The organism is Bacteroides gallinarum DSM 18171 = JCM 13658, from assembly GCF_000374365.1.
GTDB lineage: Bacteria > Bacteroidota > Bacteroidia > Bacteroidales > Bacteroidaceae > Bacteroides > Bacteroides gallinarum.
This window is the reverse complement of the sequence record NZ_KB894143.1, coordinates 39,527-56,131: the sequence shown is the minus strand read 5'-3', so window position 1 is coordinate 56,131 and position 16,605 is coordinate 39,527. Positions and strand designations below refer to the sequence as shown.

Genomic DNA, 16,605 nt, shown 5'->3' with positions numbered 1-16,605 from the left:
CAAACGGGAACACTGAGTGAAGCCTGCCAAGCTCACTCTCATTAAAACTTTTGCGGTATTTTTCCAGAACATCAAATTCTGTGAAGCCCAAAGTTGGGTGAATTTCGGAAATATTTTGTATCTTAGCCATATCTTAGTCGGGGAATTTCCCCCGTTTTGGCCTTCAAACCTTATTTGCGGGGGAATACCTAAAGATACAAAAAAGCCAGCTAATTCGCAATATTTTGTGTATGAATTAGTTGGCTGATTTTATATTATTTACTGAATGTCCCTAAAAGGATGATATACTGTAACCGCCTTTCCGGAAGCCTTATTCTATCCTCTTGCAACCGGCGGATTGCAGGAATTCATCCAGCAGTTGTTCGTAGTTGCCATGCAGCATGATGTGGTGGTTGCCCAGCGGGTTCCTCAGGAAATATTCCGCCGGGGTATTCATCTTTATACGTGCCTGCGTGCGGCACATGTTGATGTAATTGGTATTTTCGACCAGCGTACCCGTGCTTAGGTAGTACTCGTCCAGGCATTCTCCGCCACACTTCACGACCGTTACGTCACCCGTAGGCAGTATTCCCTGTATGCCGATGCCGCTTTCCGTCTCGAAATGGTTACGGATAATGAACTGCTCCGTTTGTGCAATGCCCACTGTGCAGTGCGCCAGTATGATTTCGTTGGTACGCGCATTAATCATGGACGGGTTAGCCATGAAGGACGGTTTCCCGGTAAGCACCTTAGCGGCGAGCATGGTAAAGACAGACTGCAAATCGCCCTCGCATCCGGCAATGATACCCTCGTCGTTCAACAGGGCAAGAGCCAGGCAGCCGGTAGTGCCCGTCTGTTCTATCAGGCGGAAGCAGCTCAGGGTGATTGCGCTTAAACGGTCTTCGTCCACTATCTTCCGGATAGCGCGGTACAGGCGCATCGCCTTTATCATATCTTCCGGCGACGCTTCCCGGCAGGCAAGCGCCTTGCCGGCAATCAGGGCGCAGGATTCGCCCACCTCATCGTCGGTAATCCGGTTGTAATACTCGTAGATACGTTCCAGCGAGACATCCGTATATTCCACTCCCCAGCGGCGTTTGGCAAGCAGGTAATCCACGTTGCTGGCAATGAGCCAGCCCGACGGAGTGCCTATCACGCCGATACGCATCCCGAAAAGGCTGCGTTGCGCCATGAAGTTGCCGTGTAATACGAAAATACGCTTGATGATTTCGGACAGTTCGCCGTGGAGGATTTCGCTTTTCATTCCGCGGCCGCGCAGCCAGGACGATATTTCGAGGGCGGCAGCCAGCGAGTTCTGCATGCCGTCCGCCAGTATAATGGCGGGGCGGGGGAGCGATTCGAAATGCTGGATAACTAGCCGTTCCACTCCGCCGGTGGCGATGAACAGGATGCTGAAATCATCGGGAGTCAGTTTGGCAATATCTTGATAATCTATGAAATTGACAGTGAAATACTTTTCCAACTCAGTCAATATTAGCTCATGGGAACTGCGAACAGATGCTTGCTTATGTAGTTGTGAAGCAAAAGTTATTAGGTTGATGACCATGGTATTACTTACTCTTTTTATGTTGGTTTATGATAAAACGATTGTGGTTGTCCATTTGTTTACTATCTCAAAGGTACGCGATTCTTTTTAAATGGCATAGTGTTTTTAATATAGATAAGGTTTTTAAAGTTTTTATGTCTTAGCTTCCCTTTAGTATCAAATAAATCGCTACATTTGCGACTTAAATGATAAAATGATATAAAAAACTCATGCCAACAATTTCTATTCGCGGAATGGAGATGCCCGCATCTCCTATCAGAAAGCTGGCTCCTTTGGCAGATGCAGCCAAGCAACGGGGCATTCATGTATTCCACCTCAATATCGGACAACCCGACCTGCCCACGCCGCAGGTTGCAATCGACGCTATTCGCAACGTCGACCGTAAGGTGCTGGAATATAGTCCCAGCGCGGGCTATCGCAGCTATCGTGAGAAGTTGGTGGGGTATTACGATAAATACAATATCAAGCTTACTGCCGACGATATAATCATCACCTCCGGCGGTTCGGAAGCCGTGCTGTTCTCTTTCATGGCATGCCTTAACCCGGGCGACGAGATTATCGTGCCGGAACCGGCATACGCCAACTACATGGCGTTCGCCATATCTGCCGGAGCCAAAATCCGTACGATTGCCACCACCATAGAGGAAGGATTTTCACTGCCCAAGGTAGAGAAGTTCGAGGAGCTGATTAACGACCGTACCCGCGCTATCCTGATTTGTAATCCCAATAACCCTACCGGCTACCTTTATACCCGCCGTGAAATGAACCAGATACGCGACCTCGTGAAGAAGTACGACCTTTTCCTTTTCTCCGACGAGGTGTACCGCGAGTTCATCTATACGGGTTCTCCCTATATCTCCGCCTGCCACCTGGAAGGTATCGAGAACAATGTGGTGCTGATAGACTCCGTTTCCAAGCGCTATTCCGAGTGCGGCATCCGCATCGGTGCGCTGATAACAAAGAACAAGGAGATACGCGACGCCGTTATGAAATTCTGCCAGGCACGCCTAAGCCCCCCGTTGATAGGGCAGATTGCTGCCGAGGCATCCTTGGATGCCGGAGAGGACTACCTGCGCGATACCTACGACGAATATGTAGAACGCCGTAAGTGCCTGATAGACGGGCTGAACCGTATTCCCGGCGTATATTCGCCCATTCCCATGGGAGCCTTCTATACCGTAGCCAAGCTGCCCGTGGACGATTCGGACAAGTTCTGTGCCTGGTGTCTTTCGGACTTCGAGTACGAAGGGCAGACCGTGTTCATGGCTCCGGCTTCCGGCTTCTATACGACCCCGGGTTCCGGCCGCAACGAAGTCCGCATAGCCTACGTGCTGAAGAAGGAAGATTTGACCCGTGCGCTGTTTGTGCTCTCCAAGGCGCTCGAAGCCTATCCGGGGCGTACGGAATGATATAAAGTACAGATATAATTGAAAAAGGAATTATCACTCCCGAAAAGAGGCGTCTCATCGACTTATACTTTATACCTTATATTTAGAAAGAATGTCTTTAGCCCTGTTTCTCGCCCGCCGTATTTACAGCGACGGTGATGCCGGAAAGCAAGTTTCCCGTCCCGCCGTACTGATAGCCACTATCGGTGTCGCTATCGGGCTGGCGGTAATGATTGTTGCCGTGTCGGTGATAATCGGCTTCAAGAGCGAGGTGCGCGACAAGATAATAGGCTTCGGTTCCCATATCCAGATTAGCAACTCGGACGCGGCGCGCTCTTTCGAAACTCGCCCCATAGCTGTAACGGACAGCATGATTGCCGCCCTTGCAAGCAATCCCGGCGTAAAGCACGTGCAGCGCTACTCTACCAAACCGGGCATGATAAAGACGGCCGATGCCTTTCAGGGCATGGTGCTGAAAGGGATAGGGGCCGAATACGACGCTTCTTTTTTCCGCCGCCATTTGATAGAGGGGGAGTTCCCGCAATTCAGCGACTCGGCATCTGCCAACCGTGTCGTCATTTCGAAAGCGATAGCCGACAAGATGAAGCTGAAACTCGGCGATAAGATAGATACCTATTATATACAGGACGATGTGCGCGCCCGCCGCCTGACGGTTGCCGGTATCTACCGGACTAACTTTTCCGAATACGACAACCTGTTCCTACTTACGGATTTATACCTGGTGAACCGCCTGAACAAATGGCATCCCGACCAGGTGAGCGGAGTGGAACTGGAACTGTACGACTATGGCAGGCTCGAAGAAAGCACCTACCGGATAGCCGATGAAACAGGACGGCATCCCGACCCTTACGGTGCGGACTACTGCGTGCGCAATGTGGAGCAGCTCAACCCGCAGATTTTTGCCTGGCTGGATATCCTGGATGTCAATATATGGGTTATCCTTATCCTGATGATTGGAGTAGCCGGCTTTACAATGGTTTCGGGATTGCTGATTATCATCATCGAGCGCACTTCCATGATTGGGGTACTGAAATCCCTGGGCGCCGACAACTTCACGATACGCAAGCTGTTCCTTTGGCTGGCAGTGTTCCTTATCGGGAAAGGTATGCTGTGGGGCAATGTGTTGGGGCTGGCGTTCTATTTTGTCCAGAAGTGGTTCGGAGTGTTCCGCCTCGACCCGGAAACATACTATATGGGTACCGTTCCCGTGTCTTTCAATATCTGGATTTTCCTCTTGTTGAATGCCGGTACATTGCTGGCTTCGGTTATTATGCTGCTGGGACCGTCATACCTTATCACACGGATTCACCCGGCAAATTCCATGCGTTACGAATAAAGGCGGGAGAGTAGCCGGCTTTCCTGTTGCAGTGAAGGCGGAGTATGCTTGCAGGGCAATTGATTTCGCTTTGCGGGGCATATGATTTCGTCTCGTGAGGCGGACGGTTTTGCCTTGCGAGACGGATTTATCCGTCTCACGGGACGGATAATTTCATCCCGTAAGCTGAATATATCCGCTTCACGGGATGAATTATTTTCTTAGGAAATCGCTTTTCTTCCTGAACAGGCAGTAGAGTTTCCAGCGGAGCGACTGCAAGGGTTGGAGCATGTCGAACACAGGCAACGTCCAGTAGTACCTGCGCCGGTCGTCCAAGTCTCCGGCAGTTTTGTTGACGATGATTGCCTGCAATACAAAACGGAGTATCCAGGTAAAGAACGCAATGCCTGCCGCCAGCCAGTGGAAATTCAATATGCCTGTTGCGAGCGTAGCTACCCATGCGGCATAGAACATCAGGCGGGTAGTGGTTTCCAGCCCCGCCAGCCAGCGTTGTGCACCGTGGTAGAGCCGGGCGGTGGAGGCATAACCTATCTTTTCTTCGTGCCAGTCCTTAGTGCGCGATACGGGTTGCATGCGTACAATGGCATTCGCATCGGTTTCTACACGGGTATTTCCGGCAGTGGCTACGTGGTTTACGAACAGGTCGTCGTCGCCGCGTTGAAGGTTGAGATGCGCAGAGAATCCCTTCTCGCGGTAGAACAGCTCCTTACGGTAGGCGAGGTTGCGCCCGATGCCCATATAAGGGCTGCCGGCAAGTGCGAAGCCGAGGTAGCGCATGGAGGTGAAAAGGTTGTCGAACGCCACACGCTTGTGCAGCCAGCCCTTGCCGCGCTCATAGCCGCTGTATCCCAGTACGACCTGCGTGTGCGGAGTGAAATTGCGTGCCAGCAGGCGTAGCCATTGGTTGCTCTGCGGCCGGCAATTTGCCTCGGTAAAGACGAGCCAGTCGTATTTGCTCGCCTTGATACCGAGGGTCACGGCAAGTTTTTTCCGGCTGATGTAGCGGGACGAGTCGGGGACGAAGCTGTGGTAGAGGTGCGGGTATTTGTCTTCCAACACAGTCAGGTAGTCTTCGCTTTCGTCCGTATCGCCGTCGTTGATAACGATGACTTCGAACTGCGGGTAGTCCTGCTCTAAAACTGCGGTCAGGTTGCGGCGCAGGTTCTCGGACTCCTCGCGGGCGCAGATGATAACCGATACGGGGGGCAACTCCTGGGAAAAGTGTACATTGTTCCGTTTCACGGCGCGGCTGCGCAGGTGGATACGGTTGTACAGGCAAAAGTAGTAAAGGGCTTGGATGATGAGGAGAGTTCCCGTTGCTGCAAGTAATATCTTCTCGGTGGTATCGAATGTAAATGCTTCCATGGGGCGTATGACGTTTATGGGGTGCAAATTTACAAAATTAACCACAGATTATGCGGATTGGCACAGAGTTTTTCAACACAGAGGAGACGGAGGTTCACGGAGGACACAGAGGTTTTACTGCTTTGATTGCAAATGATAATCAGTCTGTGCCGATTCCGCGCAGTCTGTGGTGAGTTCCGGTACAACCTCGAATCCCGTTCCGGGGAAGTGTTTGGAAAGATAGTTCCGTATGTATTGCATCGTGTCGTTTTGTATGGTCTTGTCCTCTACTGTGGGATAAAGGTTATATAGTACGGTGTGGAGCACGATGCCGCGATGCCTGATAGCTTCGAAGCTCAGCAGGGTGTGGTTGATGCTGCCCAGTTTGCCGGATGTCACGAAGATAAGGGGGTAACGTTTCTCGGCGATGTAGTCGATTGTAAGGTAGTTTTCCGTAAGGGGGACCATTAGGCCGCCGGCTCCTTCCACGAATACGGTGTCGTAACGGCGGGCGAGTTCACGGGTGGCACGCTCTATCTTGTCGAAGTCGATAGGACGGTGGTCGATGCGTGCCGCAAGGTGGGGAGAACAGGGGTAGGAGAAGATTTCGGGCATGGTGAGTCCTTCCTTGTCCTCGGGCAGGTAGCCCGTGCCCATGATACGGCGGTGCAGGTCGATGTCCTCGGAATGTCCGGTGTTTCCCGTCTGGATGAACTTTTGGGTAATGACGCGCTTGCCGTTTTGGGATAGCTGCTTGGCATACCAGGCGGTACAGTAGCTTTTTCCGGCGTCGGTGTCGATGCCGCTGACGAAGTAGATGTTCGGTTTCATAACTCTTTTATTATCGTTTATGGTTTATGCTTCGGGTTTGTTCTTTAGTTTTATGCTTGCTCGTGCGTTGTTTTAAGCTTTGCGCTTTATGCTTTACTCTTTGTATTTATGCTTTGTGCTTTTATGCTTCATGTTCCGTATTTAAGCCTTATACTTTCATGTTTCGTATTTTATACCTTGTACTTCCATGTTCCGTATTTATGCCTTATACTTTCATGCTTCATATTCCGTATTTTATACCTTACGTTCTGCTCTTTCCGTTTCTCTCCGGTTCCTCGCTATGATATAGACCGGATGATAGGTTAGGGAGACGCTGAGGTCGGCATTGCCGCACAGCCGGATATACTCGTTGTAGAAATTTTGCAGGCGTCCGCGGGTCCATACTTTCTTTTCCGTGCCGGTAACTCCGGTTTGCTTGAGGTGTTGCAGCACTTCGAGCGGGGTGTGGAAAGGCAGGGAAACGATTTCTTCTTCGGTATAGAGAATTTCGAAATGGGGTGTAAGCATGGCTTTCAGGCTTTCGAGGGAGAGGTAGTCCAGTCCGTTCCCTGTCAAGGTATGTATCTCATGCATATTCTTTTTGCCGAAGGTGCTGAATGCAAGGATGCCTCCGTTCGGAAGGAAACGGTGGCAACGGGCGAAGAAACGTTCCGTGTCGGCAAACCATTGCAGGGTGGAGCAGGAAGTTATCAGGTCTGTCCCCGGCGGAAAGTCGAGGGTTTCTGCATCGCAGGGCAGGAAGCTTACACGGCATTCGCCGCCCTGGTTGCATAAGTCCTTTATACATTCTTCCATTTCGGGGCATAGGTCGTTGAGCAGCAAGGTGTCCGGTTGCAGGGCGTGCAGCAGCAAGCGGGAGTAGCTGCCTGTTCCGCATCCGAATTCGGTGATGTGGCGGAAAAGGCGGGTACTGCCGGAGGTATGGTGTGCGGCGGGTGTATGGGTATGCTCCATTAGCAGGCGCAACATCTTTTCCGCTACCTGCTGCTGTACACGGGCTTCACACCCATACGTGTTCCGTGCATGGGCAAAACGTCTTGCTACAAGGGTTTTATCAATGGATTGAATGGCTTTGCAAGTCATCTTCTCTGTCGTTTCATTCAACACTTATCTTTCTGAGGTGGTGCAGGAAGTCGTCGATAGGCATCTCCCACATATCTTGCAGCAAGAAGCGGAACATGGCTTCGTCATAGTGTGCACTGTCTGTTACGGTTACGATGCCGCATGCGGGGCTTTCGTTGTTGAGTTTCATGTTCTCGGGAGGGAATATCCGGTCGTTGTTGCCGATAAAGGCATAATCGTACTCGTATCTGTACTTATCGTGGTATTCGCTGTATTTCTCATCGAGGGCTTCATCGTCCATGTCCTCACTTTCCGTATCGCCGTGCATTTCGAAGTATTGTTCTTTGATAAGCCGCAGTTCTTCTTTTATTTCGTCGAAATTACGCCGAGGAGTTATTTCCATGAATGCTTTGTAGGCATGGCTGTCCTTGCACATGCGGCGCATGAACTTCTGGAGCGAGGCGGGGGTGAGCCCGTCGAGGGTAGCCCGGTAGGTTTGCGGGGGAATACCTTCCAAATGGTCGATAGGAGAGGTGCTTCCATTGAAAGAGATGCCGATTACCTTGTCCTGGGGCGCATCGTTGAGTATGAGCGAGCCTACCCATACTCCCATAGACCAGGCTACCGCATTTACTTGGCGGTAACGGTCGAAAACGGACATGTCGAAATCGAGCGTACGGTAGTCGTAGCAAATCATGTAGTCCATGCCTTTGGGACGGTATTGTTTGAAAAGCGTTTCATCCGCTGCCCAGCCGGCAAACAACAGGAGCAATTTAGGGTGATTCTCGTGTATGATATAAACTTGTTTCATTGTTTCTTTTTGATTATTAAGTTATTATTAGGTTGTGAGTTGTTGCTCGGTTATATAGTTATTCAGTTATTATTCAGCTATATTATTATTCAGTCATTGATATATTATTCATTAGGTTATTACTCAGCCGTAAGCTATTATTCAGTCATTGATGTATTGTTTAGTTATTAGGTTGTTACTTGGTTATTCAGTTATTATTCAGCTACGTTATTGTTCGGTCATTGATATATTATTCATTAGGTTATTACTCAACTTAAGCTATTATTCGCTTGATTATTTTATAATTTGTTGCCCAGTTCCTCTATCTCTTCTTTTCTTATTTCCGCTGTCAGTGAGAAGCGGATGCGCGAGGTTCCTTCGGGTACTGTCGGCGGGCGTACGGGTAGGGCATAAAAACCGTGCCGTTGCAGGGCTTCTGCGTGTAGAACGGCATCCGCACTCGCTCCGACTATCATCGGGACGATATGGCTGGTGCTGGGGCATGCGTATCCCTTTGCCAGCAGGATTTCGCGAAGTGTCCGGCTGATATGCGTCAGGTGTTCGCGCCGTTCTTGCATGTCTGCCAGCCTGCGTACGACGAACAGTGTCCATGCTATGTTTACGGGTGGCAGGCCGGTGGTGAAGATGAGGGTACGCATACGGTTTACGAGGTATTCCCGTATCACCCGTTTGCATACGATGTAGGCGCCTACGGAGGCAGCCGCTTTGCCGAATGTGCCTACGAGGAAGTCGATGTCACGGATACAGCCGAGTTCTTCGGCACAGCCGAGCCCGTGCCTGCCGCGTACACCGAAAGCGTGGGCTTCGTCTACGTAGAGCAGGACATTGCCGTACCGGTGCTTAAGGGCTGCCAATGCTTGTAAATCGGCCTGGTCGCCGTCCATGCTGAAAATGCTTTCGGTAACGATAATGATTTGGCGGTAGGCGGCGTGGTGCTCTTTCAACAACCGTTCCAGTTGCGCCAGGTCGTTGTGGCGATAGCGGATACACTTGGCTGCCGAAAGGCGGATGCCGTCAATCAGGCTGGCGTGAACGAGTTTGTCGGCAAGTATCAGCGTGTGCGTATCGCTTACGGCGGGCAGGATACCCGTATTGGCGTGATACCCGCTGTTGAAAATCAGTGCGGCTTCCGTACCGAAAAGGTGCGACAGCTCGGTTTCCAGTTCTTCGTAAACGGTGAAGTTACCCGTCAGCAACCGGGAAGACGAGGAGGTGGGCAGGAATGTGTCGGGTGTAAGTGTGCGGAGAAATTCTTCGCGCAGCTTCCGGTCGGATGCCAGCCCCAGATAGTCGTTGGACGAGAGGTTCAGCATACGCCTGCCGTTTACGGTGACGTCCCGTCCGCTGTGTGTCATCTCCGGCAGACGGCGCAGGTTGCTGTGGGCTTCGAGGAGTTGCAGCTCTTGCTGCATTCGGGATATGGTACTCATTGGTTATGCTTGTTTGATAATTTGAATTAGTCAAGACTTAATCTGATAATAAACCAATTGTCAGAGCAGGTCTTGACTATTACAGATAATTACGGAGAAGTTTGCTAACCTCTCATTTCTTTTATAACCTTAATACATTGCTCTTTTATAACATGTCATTCCTTTTATAACTTTGCTATACTGCTTCTTTTACAGTCTTGACATGTTATCTCTTTAACTTTAGTCTTTCATTTCTTTTACAATCTTAATCAGCCCCTTCGTCAGCTTGCCGAGCTGTTCCGGTTCGATGATAAAGGGCGGCATCAGATAGACTAACCTGCCGAACGGACGCACCCAGATACCCTCCTCGACGAAGCGGCGCTGCATCCACGCCATATTCACCGGCTTTTTGGTTTCAATGACCCCGATAGCACCTAATACCCGTACATCGGCTACTTGCGGCAGTTGCCGTGCAGGTTCCAGTTCTTGCCGCAACTGTGCTTCGATGCGGGTAACCTTCTCCTGCCAGTTGTATTCGGGAGATGTGAGCAAGCGCACCGATGCGCAGGCTACGGCGCATGCCAGGGGATTTCCCATGAAAGTCGGACCGTGCATAAACGCACCCGGGGCATGGTTGGAGATAGTGTCTGCCACTTCGTTGGTAGCCAGTACGGCGGAAAGAGTCATATAGCCTCCGGTCAGAGCCTTACCTATGCACATGATGTCCGGCTCTGTTCCGGCATGTTCCCAGGCAAAAAGCTTTCCGGTACGCCCGAATCCGGTCGCTATCTCGTCGAAGATAAGCAGCAGGCGGTGTTCCCGGCATAGCTTTGCCGCTTCGCGCAGGTACTGCGGGTGGTAAAACCACATACCGCCCGCACCTTGTACTACGGGTTCCAATATCAGGGCGGCCAGTTCGCCGGCATACCGTTCTATGGTTTCTTTCAGGGGGAGAATATCCTCCGGGTTCCACTCTCCGCCGAAACGAGAGCGGGGTTGCGGAACGAAGTACCGTACGGGTAGTGCCGAGCCGAAGAGGGAGTGCATTCCCGTTACCGGGTCGCACACGGACATAGCGTTCCATGTATCTCCGTGATAACCGCTCCGTATGGTAACGAAGTTGTTCTTCTTCGCCTGGTTTTTGGCATACCAGTATTGTACGGCCATTTTCAGCGCCACTTCTACGGCTACCGAGCCGGAGTCCGCATAGAATATCTTCTGCATGGAAGGCGGCACTAACGGCAGCAACAATTGCCCCAGTTCGATAGCCGGAGCGTGCGTCAGCCCACCGAACATGACGTGCGACATTTTGCCGAGCTGCTCCGTCGCCGCCCGGTTCAGCACCGGATGATTGTAGCCGTGTACGGCACACCACCAGGACGACATTCCCTCTATCAACGTCTGCCCGCTTTCCAGCGTGACGGTTGCCCCGTCCGCCCGCTTCACCTTATATACAGGCAGCGGGTCGGTGGTCGATGTGTACGGATGCCATAGGTGCTCGCGGTCGAACTGCGAGTCGCAGAACTCATACCCTGCCTCCTCTATCAGCTTCTTGTCGTCGGAAACTTTGGAGCCGAGCGTTGTCAGCAAGTCGCCGACGATAGCCGAATTGATACCTATATAAAGCGATTTCCTCACCGCTTCCTTGCTCAACTGCGAGCGTCCGCCGGCAAAGCGGAGGCAGGCGGTGGGGTTGATGAAGCGGAAAAGGGCGATTGTTACCAGCACCTCTTCCTCCGTGAGCGGCTGCCGGTTCTCCAGCGGAGTGCCCGGAATGGGGCTGAGCAGGTTGATAGGAATGGATTGCACTCCCAGCTCTTTCAGGGTAAAGGCGAATTCAATACGTTGTTCCAGTGTTTCGCCCATACCGATGATGCCGCCGCTGCAAATATCCATGCCTGCATTGCGTGCGGCTTGTAGGGTACGCAGCTTGTCTTCTTGCGTGTGCGTGCTGCACAGGGTGGGGAAGAAAGAAGGGGCTGTTTCCAGGTTGCAATGATAACGTGTGATGCCGGCATCGTGCAGGGCATGCAGTTCTTTTTCGTTCAATAATCCTAAGGAAGCACACAGTTGTATGGACGAGTGGCGGCGTATGTAGCGTGCCGTGTCGCAAAGCTGTTCCATTTGTCGGGAAGAAGGTTTTCGGCCGCTGGCGACGAGGGAGAAGCGGTTGATATCTTGTCGCTCATTGTATTGCGCCTGTTTGAGGCATTCTTCTGCAGGGAGCAGGTCGTAGATGTCGGCCTTCGTGTGGTAGTGGGCGGATTGTGCGCACCATTTGCAGTTTTCGGGGCATCGTCCCGACTTGGCATTGATGATAGAGCACATATCGAACTCGCGCTGTGCGCATTGTACGGTAATCTCGTGTGCAGCGGCATAGAGCGCTTCACGGTCGGCGGTATTCGCCAGCCAGGCGGCTTGGTCGGGCGATATGTCCATGCCTGCCAGTACCTGGGCTTTCAGTTTGTCGATAGTCATAATATGGATAAGATAGGGGATAGTCCGTACCGTATTCTGTTTCCGCAACGCACAGTCGGCTACGTTCTTGCGCAGACAGCCTATCGTGACGCACCTGCCTATACTGGCAAATGCGGCATAAGCTTTCCGGCTCCAACGGCGGAAGCGTATCGTCTGTCTGTAAGATTGTCTTTGTTTCACGGTTCCGGTATCTCGTTATAGATTCTTTTAACGGCTACAAATGTAGGAAATAAAAATGAAATAGGTTTTTATATCATTGAAAATAGTTGGCGGGGCGTTCGACCGGACGAGCCGGAGGGATTTGCCCGCTGCGGTGCCGGCGGCGGGGATATGGCGGATAAGCTGGAAGAAGGAATAAATATAAAAAGGATTTCCATAGGAAAGCCGGTATTTCTTTTCTACTTTTACGGACGGATTGAAGATATTCTTTCTTCCGCACCATATTTATTTATCATTCCTCTTAAAGGCTGGGGGATTAATACTGTGAAACTATGAAAACAAAAAAAATCTCGCGTGCCGCCGGAATTACCCTTCTCGCTATTTGTCTTGGATATATCGGATATTATACTGTAAACCACTTCATGATGCAGGCTTTGCTGCAAAGAGAAAACTATAATCCGCTGGATGTGGACGAAGAGTCTTGTGCCGAATTGATAAAAGTGGATAATTGCCTGAATGCCTTTTTCCATGATTTCTCCTATAAAAAGTCCCTTGATGAATATTTGTGGGGTTCGTATGTGCCGGATGCGGAGCCGGAAGGTATCCGGATGATTAAGTACTATGCATATTATGCCGGATATTACGAAAGCAAGTCGCATTATGATTTCTATATCCCCAATCCGCAAATAACTTATGAGGAAGCGAAGGAATGGGCTGATGCGATTGCCCTTCATAAGAAATGGTACGCGGATTTAAGGCGGTGTCTGGAATATTATCTCTATGGCAAGTGCCAATCGAAACTCGTACACCAAAACATAATGCTGTCTTCCTCTACGAATGCCGGTATCTTGGACGAACAACAGTATGTGCAGCAGGCAAAAGAGCAAATCTCCGTATATTTCGACGGTTTGTATGCCCCGGCGGTCGATGAGGCGGAGTTGCTCGATGACGAACGGAAAGAGTATGAAGTGTGGAACTTGTATAAGGTTACCGATACGGAAGGAGAGGCTCCCACCAAGATTGTAGTGCTGTATGATGACAACGGCAAGAGAAACGGAATACGTCTGTTCCATTCCCGCTGAAAAGGGAGGTTAGCCGGAACAAGCCTGGGATTTTGGTAAGTTAACAGAGTAGGTGGGAAGATGTTAACTATTGATTATTGATGAAGTTAACTTACTTCGTACAGTAAGTTAACTTGTAGGAATACATGTTGTTAACTTACTATGCGCAGTAAGTTGCCTGTAAAGATGCGTGTCGTTGACTTTCTGCCCGCGGTAAGTTATGTATAAGGACGCATGCCGTTGTTGAACTTCCCGCCCGTAGTCCCGGTAACAGCGAGAATGAGCATGCGTCAAATTCCCGGATTATAATTATAGCTTACGGCTTTCTTGGCTTTCAGTGATGCTTGTACATCGATTAGCCGTTGGTTTCTGCTGCCCCTGAAGTAGAGGGCTTCATCGCGCAGCTCCTTCTTGAATTTACCGTCCACCAGTACATCGATGTATTCCAGCAGCTTTGCCTGGCGGGGATTGCGCAGCAGGGCTTCGAAGGTATATCCGGTATAGCACCAGATGTTTTTCCGGCTTTGCCTCTTGATAGCGTGCGCCAGCTCGGTGAAACCTTCCGGCTGGAACATCGGGTCGCCCCCGCTGAACGTTACGTCTGCAAAGTTGTCGGCAAGTACCTTTTGCAGAATTTCTTCGGTAGTCATCCAGCGTCCGCGGTTGATGTCCCACGATTCCGGATTATGGCAGCCCGGACATCCGTTGGGACATCCGGCTGCATAAATGGCGGTACGGAAACCGGGACCGTCTACCGTAGTATCTTCTAATATGTCGAGAATGGAAAGCACTTTTAAAATCGAAAAATTAATAGTCGGATACAATATTACGGTTATGATGCCGTATGGTAACTCCTCACGTTATTGGTGGATAACGCGGTCGTTCAGTTCGGCAAGCTTGGCCTTGTTCCAACGGTCGGTAGTACCTACCAGGTAGCCGGTGATACGCTGCAACTTGTCGATGTGGGTACTACCGCATTTCGGGCAGGCTTCCAGGTCGGCGGCAGAGTTCTCGTATCCGCACTCCAGGCAACGGTTGCGGTTATGATTTACCGAGCCGTAACCGATATTGTACTTGTCCATCATATCCACTACGCGCATAATCACTTCGGGGTTGTGGGTGGCATCGCCGTCGATTTCTACGTAGAATATATGTCCTCCGCGGGTCAAATCGTGGTAAGGAGCCTCTATCTCCGCCTTATGGCGGGCACTGCACTTGTAGTACACCGGTACATGGTTGGAGTTGGTGTAGTAGTCGCGGTCTGTAATGCCCGGCAAGCTGCCGAACTTTTTGCGGTCTATACGTGTGAATTTGCCCGACAAACCCTCGGCAGGCGTAGCCAATACACTGTAATTATGCTGGTATTGGTCGGAGAACTGGTTGGCACGGTCGCGCATGTAGGTCACGATTCTTAATCCCAACTCCTGGGCTTCTTCCGACTCTCCGTGATGCTTGCCCACAAGTGCCACCAGGCACTCCGCCAGCCCGATGAAACCGATACCCAGCGTACCCTGGTTGATAACGGAAGAAATGTCGTCATTGGGTTTGAGCTTGTCGCTGCCTATCCACAGGGCAGACATCAGCAAAGGGAATTGCTTGGCGAATGCCGTTTTCTGAAATTCCATGCGTTCGTGCAACTGGCGTGCGGTTACCTCGAGCATGGCATCCAGCTTGGCGAAGAAGCAGGCGATGCGCTGCTCCTTATCCGCTATACCCATGCACTCTATGGCGAGACGGACGATGTTGATTGTAGAGAAAGAAATGTTTCCCCGCCCGATAGAGGTTTTCGGTCCGAAACGGTTCTCGAACACACGCGTACGGCATCCCATGGTGGCTACTTCGTGCTCGTAGCGTTTCGGGTCGTCGGCTTTCCAGTCGTCGCTCCGGTTGAAGGTGGCATCCAGGTTCAGGAAGTTCGGGAAGAAACGGCGTGCGGTTACCTTGCAGGCAAGTTGGTAAAGGTCGTAGTTACGGTCTTCCGGCAGATAGCTTACGCCGCGCTTCTTCTTCCATATCTGAATGGGGAAGATAGCCGTCTCGCCGTTTCCCACTCCCTGGTAAGTGCTTTTCAGCAGTTCGCGGATAATACAGCGCCCCTCGGCAGAGGTGTCCGTACCGTAGTTGATAGAGCTGAACACTACCTGGTTTCCGCCGCGCGAGTGTATCGTATTCATATTATGTATGAACGCTTCCATGGATTGGTGCACGCGTGCCACGGTTTTGTTTACCGCATGTTGTACGATGCGTCGGTCGTCGGTCAGCCCGTCCAAAGGCTGTTGCAGGTAATCTGCCAGCTCCTTTTGGTAAAGGTGCGAGTAATCCTTGCCGTTCAGTTCCTCCAGGTTTTTTATTTCCTCGATATAGCTGTTGCGCACATAGGGAGCAAGGTAGAAATCGAATGCGGGAATGGCCTGTCCGCCATGCATCTCGTTCTGGGCGGTTTCCAGTGAGATACAACCTAGGATGCTGGCAGTTTCGATGCGTTTTGCAGGGCGCGATTCTCCGTGTCCGGCAGAGAAGCCGTACGTCAGGATACGGTCTAACGGGTGCTGCACACAAGTCAGGCTCTTGGTAGGATAATAATCCTTGTCGTGGATGTGCAGGTAGTTATGGTTGACGGCATCCAGCACTTCTTCGCTCAGAAGATAATCGTCTACGAAAGGCTTGGTGGTTTCGCTGGCGAATTTCATCATCATACCCGCCGGCGTATCGGCGTTCATATTGGCATTCTCGCGGGTGATGTCGTTGGATTTGATATTGATAATTTCCAGGAACATATCGCGCGTCTTGGCTTTACGGGCGATACTGCGCTGATTACGGTAAGCGATGTACTTTTGGGCTACATCTTTGCGGCTACTTTTCATCAGCTCCATTTCCACTAAATCCTGAATCGCCTCCACCGTCATCTGGGCGTCGCCCTTGAAAGATATGTGGTCGGTGATTTGACGTATCAACTGCATATCCTCTCCCTTGTCCGTATGGAGCATGGCTTTGCGGATAGCGGTTGCTATTTTTTCTTCATTGAAACCTACGATGCGTCCGTCACGCTTGAGTACCGTTTGTATCATATCGATTATATTTTTAGAATTTTATAATAGGGCTTAATTGCGAAACAAAGGTATGATACTTATCCTTATGTTTTCCATTTTGGAAAACTTT

13 protein-coding genes are annotated in these 16,605 nt (G+C 50.9%); 4 read left to right on the top strand and 9 right to left on the bottom strand.

All coding sequences use genetic code 11. From position 1 onward, the window contains the following. Nucleotides 1-310 precede the first annotated feature (310 nt). Nucleotides 311-1,546, bottom strand: a complete 1,236-nt coding sequence (locus tag C233_RS0115150) for a fucose isomerase (RefSeq protein ID WP_025068921.1) — start codon at nucleotides 1,544-1,546, stop codon at nucleotides 311-313. A 209-nt stretch (nucleotides 1,547-1,755) separates the two neighbouring features. On the opposite strand from C233_RS0115150, the gene C233_RS0115145 reads away from it, so the two are divergent. Beyond that, on the top strand, nucleotides 1,756-2,955 hold the full coding sequence (locus C233_RS0115145; RefSeq protein WP_025068922.1) for a pyridoxal phosphate-dependent aminotransferase: 1,200 nt from the start codon (nucleotides 1,756-1,758) through the stop codon (nucleotides 2,953-2,955). A 91-nt stretch (nucleotides 2,956-3,046) separates the two neighbouring features. Further along, nucleotides 3,047-4,291: an ABC transporter permease gene (locus tag C233_RS0115140; protein WP_018668409.1), complete on the top strand. Its 1,245-nt coding sequence runs from the start codon at nucleotides 3,047-3,049 to the stop codon at nucleotides 4,289-4,291. A 192-nt stretch (nucleotides 4,292-4,483) separates the two neighbouring features. On the opposite strand, the gene C233_RS0115135 is transcribed toward C233_RS0115140, so the two are convergent. The 6 genes from C233_RS0115135 to bioA form a co-directional block, all read right to left on the bottom strand. Further along, entirely contained in the window at nucleotides 4,484-5,656 is a 1,173-nt protein-coding gene (locus C233_RS0115135) for a glycosyltransferase (protein ID WP_018668408.1), read from the bottom strand. Nucleotides 5,657-5,770: 114 nt separating this feature from the next. Beyond that, nucleotides 5,771-6,466 (bottom strand): dethiobiotin synthase, encoded by a 696-nt coding sequence (gene bioD / locus C233_RS22775; RefSeq protein ID WP_018668407.1) that lies wholly within the window; start codon nucleotides 6,464-6,466, stop codon nucleotides 5,771-5,773. Nucleotides 6,467-6,700: 234 nt separating this feature from the next. Further along, the gene (bioC, locus tag C233_RS0115125; protein ID WP_018668406.1) at nucleotides 6,701-7,549 is read right to left on the bottom strand and encodes a malonyl-ACP O-methyltransferase BioC; all 849 of its coding nucleotides are present in this window, start codon (nucleotides 7,547-7,549) and stop codon (nucleotides 6,701-6,703) included. 13 nt (nucleotides 7,550-7,562) lie between these two features. After that, nucleotides 7,563-8,339, bottom strand: coding sequence for a pimeloyl-ACP methyl esterase BioG family protein (locus tag C233_RS0115120; protein WP_018668405.1), 777 nt, complete (start codon nucleotides 8,337-8,339; stop codon nucleotides 7,563-7,565). Between the two features lie 278 nt (nucleotides 8,340-8,617). Further along, nucleotides 8,618-9,769: an 8-amino-7-oxononanoate synthase gene (locus C233_RS0115115; RefSeq protein WP_025068923.1), complete on the bottom strand. Its 1,152-nt coding sequence runs from the start codon at nucleotides 9,767-9,769 to the stop codon at nucleotides 8,618-8,620. A gap of 219 nt (nucleotides 9,770-9,988) precedes the next feature. Continuing rightward, the gene (gene bioA / locus C233_RS0115110; protein WP_164835502.1) at nucleotides 9,989-12,226 is read right to left on the bottom strand and encodes an adenosylmethionine--8-amino-7-oxononanoate transaminase; all 2,238 of its coding nucleotides are present in this window, start codon (nucleotides 12,224-12,226) and stop codon (nucleotides 9,989-9,991) included. A gap of 330 nt (nucleotides 12,227-12,556) precedes the next feature. On the opposite strand from bioA, the gene C233_RS24545 reads away from it, so the two are divergent. Together C233_RS24545 and C233_RS0115100 are read left to right on the top strand one after the other, a co-directional pair. Next, entirely contained in the window at nucleotides 12,557-12,721 is a 165-nt protein-coding gene (locus C233_RS24545; protein ID WP_018668402.1) for a hypothetical protein, read from the top strand. After that, nucleotides 12,718-13,467 (top strand): hypothetical protein, encoded by a 750-nt coding sequence (locus C233_RS0115100; protein WP_018668401.1) that lies wholly within the window; start codon nucleotides 12,718-12,720, stop codon nucleotides 13,465-13,467. Before C233_RS24545 ends, C233_RS0115100 begins: the two co-directional genes overlap by 4 nt. Before the next feature lie 269 nt (nucleotides 13,468-13,736). Here the strand turns inward: C233_RS0115100 and nrdG are convergent, their stop codons facing one another. Together nrdG and C233_RS0115090 are read right to left on the bottom strand one after the other, a co-directional pair. Continuing rightward, a complete protein-coding gene (gene nrdG / locus C233_RS0115095; protein WP_018668400.1) occupies nucleotides 13,737-14,237 on the bottom strand; it encodes an anaerobic ribonucleoside-triphosphate reductase activating protein in 501 nt (166 codons plus the stop codon). A gap of 69 nt (nucleotides 14,238-14,306) precedes the next feature. Beyond that, entirely contained in the window at nucleotides 14,307-16,514 is a 2,208-nt protein-coding gene (locus C233_RS0115090; protein WP_018668399.1) for an anaerobic ribonucleoside triphosphate reductase, read from the bottom strand. Between the last annotated feature and the right edge of the window lie 91 nt (nucleotides 16,515-16,605).

Coding starts and splice junctions, on each gene's coding strand:
- C233_RS0115135 (WP_018668408.1), bottom strand. CDS start 5,656: ATGGAAGCATTTACATTCGATACCACCGAGAAGATATTACTTGCAGCA.
- C233_RS0115120 (WP_018668405.1), bottom strand. CDS start 8,339: ATGAAACAAGTTTATATCATACACGAGAATCACCCTAAATTGCTCCTG.
- bioD (WP_018668407.1), bottom strand. CDS start 6,466: ATGAAACCGAACATCTACTTCGTCAGCGGCATCGACACCGACGCCGGA.
- bioA (WP_164835502.1), bottom strand. CDS start 12,226: ATGACTATCGACAAACTGAAAGCCCAGGTACTGGCAGGCATGGACATA.
- C233_RS0115115 (WP_025068923.1), bottom strand. CDS start 9,769: ATGAGTACCATATCCCGAATGCAGCAAGAGCTGCAACTCCTCGAAGCC.
- C233_RS0115145 (WP_025068922.1), top strand. CDS start 1,756: ATGCCAACAATTTCTATTCGCGGAATGGAGATGCCCGCATCTCCTATC.
- C233_RS0115090 (WP_018668399.1), bottom strand. CDS start 16,514: ATGATACAAACGGTACTCAAGCGTGACGGACGCATCGTAGGTTTCAAT.
- C233_RS0115140 (WP_018668409.1), top strand. CDS start 3,047: ATGTCTTTAGCCCTGTTTCTCGCCCGCCGTATTTACAGCGACGGTGAT.
- C233_RS0115150 (WP_025068921.1), bottom strand. CDS start 1,546: ATGGTCATCAACCTAATAACTTTTGCTTCACAACTACATAAGCAAGCA.
- C233_RS0115100 (WP_018668401.1), top strand. CDS start 12,718: ATGAAAACAAAAAAAATCTCGCGTGCCGCCGGAATTACCCTTCTCGCT.
- bioC (WP_018668406.1), bottom strand. CDS start 7,549: ATGACTTGCAAAGCCATTCAATCCATTGATAAAACCCTTGTAGCAAGA.
- C233_RS24545 (WP_018668402.1), top strand. CDS start 12,557: ATGGCGGATAAGCTGGAAGAAGGAATAAATATAAAAAGGATTTCCATA.